This window comes from Amycolatopsis kentuckyensis, from assembly GCF_002155975.1.
GTDB lineage: Bacteria > Actinomycetota > Actinomycetes > Mycobacteriales > Pseudonocardiaceae > Amycolatopsis > Amycolatopsis kentuckyensis.
Map to the genome: position 1 here is coordinate 1 of NZ_MUMI01000730.1, position 1,961 is coordinate 1,961.

General features: G+C 72.9%; 3 protein-coding genes. All 3 read right to left on the reverse strand.

Translation table 11 applies throughout. The annotated features are described in order from the left end of the window. Positions 1 to 93: 93 nt before the first annotated feature. Genes CCN39_RS46785 through CCN39_RS46795 form a run of 3 tightly spaced genes read right to left on the reverse strand, consistent with a single transcriptional unit; the run spans position 94 to position 1,704 of the window. A complete protein-coding gene (locus CCN39_RS46785) occupies positions 94 to 516 on the reverse strand; it encodes an ATP-binding protein (protein ID WP_086853555.1) in 423 nt (140 codons plus the stop codon). Continuing rightward, positions 506 to 889 carry an STAS domain-containing protein gene (locus CCN39_RS46790; protein WP_086853557.1) on the reverse strand — a complete coding sequence of 128 codons (384 nt, stop codon included), beginning with the start codon at positions 887 to 889 and terminating at the stop codon, positions 506 to 508. Before CCN39_RS46790 ends, CCN39_RS46785 begins: the two co-directional genes overlap by 11 nt. Next, positions 886 to 1,704, reverse strand: coding sequence for an STAS domain-containing protein (locus tag CCN39_RS46795; RefSeq protein WP_434781167.1), 819 nt, complete (start codon positions 1,702 to 1,704; stop codon positions 886 to 888). Before CCN39_RS46795 ends, CCN39_RS46790 begins: the two co-directional genes overlap by 4 nt. Between the last annotated feature and the right edge of the window lie 257 nt (positions 1,705 to 1,961).

Here is a 1,961-nt window from a genome sequence, read left to right on the forward strand (position 1 = left end):
CGTGCGCGGCTTCGCGGGCGACGCGGGCGGCGGCGTACCCGGCGCTGGGGTGGTCGACGCGGATCTGGCGCGTCAGGCCGGCCACGGTCGCGGTCATGGCTTCCAGCGCACGACCGTGACGGTCGTGCCGCGGCCGGGTGCGGTGTCGAGGTCGAACTCGTCGACCAGCCGTCGGGTGCCGCCGAGGCCGTGCCCGAGCCCCGCGCCGGTGCTGAACCCGTCGGTCATCGCCTGGGCGACGTCGGCGATCCCGGGCCCTTCGTCGCGCACCCGCAGCCGCAGCCCGAGCCGCCCGACCGGGTCCCGCACGGTTTCGACGGTCATCGTGCCGCCGCCGCCGTGGATGTAGGCGTTGCGGACCAGTTCGCTGGCCGCGGTCACGATCTTCGTCTGGTCGACGATGGTGAACCCGGCGGCGACCGCGGCCGCCCGCACGGCGTGCCGGGCCGCGAGCAGGTCCTCCTCCACCCGGACCGGGTGCTCGCCGGACGGGACGGTCCGCTCGTCAGGAAGCATGGGGCGCTTCTTCGGCGGGTCGGCGCCAGCCCAGCAGCTCCATCGCCTGTTCGGCGTTGAGGGCGGTCTGGACGCCGGTGAGCTGCAGCCCGAGCTCGGTCAGGGTCAGTGCGACGGTCGGGCGCATCCCCGCCACGATCATCCGCGTGCCGAGCAGCCGCCCGGTACCCGCCAGTTCCATGAGCACGCGCGCGACGAACGAGTCGATGATCTCCAGCCGGGAGATGTCGACGATGACCCCGCGGATGCCCTCGTTCGCGATCCGCGTGGTCAGCTCGTCGGTGAACGCGAGGGCCGTCTTGTCGTCCAGGTCGCTCAGCAGCCCGCTGAGCAGGATGTCCCCCAGGCGCAGGATCGGCAGGCCGGCGTTCACCCGGCCACCGCGCCCGGGCGGGCGCTGTCGCCGAGCAGCTGCATCGCGGTCGCCAGCGCGTCGGCCAGCGAGCCGCGGGTGACGATGTGCGAGAGGTCGATGCCCAGCTGGGTGATGGTCTGGGCGATCGACGGCCGGATGCCGCTGATCACGCACTCCGCGCCCATCAGCCGGACGGCGCTGACCGTCTGCAGCAGGTGGTGCGCGACCGCGGTGTCGACGGTCGGGACGCCGGTGATGTCGATGATCGCCACCCGCGCCTCGTTGGCCTGGATCGCTTCCAGGAGGCTGTTCATCACGACCTGGGTGCGGGCGCTGTCGAGCGTGCCGATCAGCGGCACCGCGAGGACGTGGCGCCACAGCCGCACCACGGGCGTGGACAGCTCGAGCATCTGGCTGTGCTGCTCGCGGATGATCCGCTCGCGGCCGGCGGAGTAGACCTCGAACGTCAGTACGCCCGCGCTGTCGAGCAGTTCGTTGACCAGCAGCGCCGCCCGGTAGCGCAGGGCGGAATCGTCGGTGTGCCGCTCGATCGCGCTCAGCATCGTGCGCTTGAGCGCGAGGATCGCCATGGCGGTGGCCGACGGCTGGGCGCCCGCGCGGGCCCGTCGCTCCGACAGCGACGTCAGCGCGTCCCGCACCGCCGGATCCTGGTCGACGATCCGGGACACCGGGAGCGTGCCGCCCAGCGCGTCCCGGAGCGCTTCCAGCAGCTCGACGGCCTCGCGGCGCAGCTCCTGCCCGCTCCGGTCACCGTCGCGCGGCTCCTGCCCGGCCCAGTCGCGGGCCAGCGACGACCGGTCTTCCTCCAGCATGCGCGCCAGGACCGAGCGGACCTGGCTGTCGTCCGTGACGGGCAACGACGGCCTCCTCCGGGTTCGGGGCGCGCTCTGCTGTACGCCGACTGATTGGTTGTCATATAACAACAGTTGTATCAGGAATGCAACTCCGGGGGGTCCCCGGCCGCCTCCGCCAAGGCCTGGTACTCCCGCAGCCCGGCGGCCAGGGCGAGGCGGCCCGCCGGGCTCATCTTCGCCAGCAGTGTCTCGACGCGGTCCCGGCGCCGGGACCG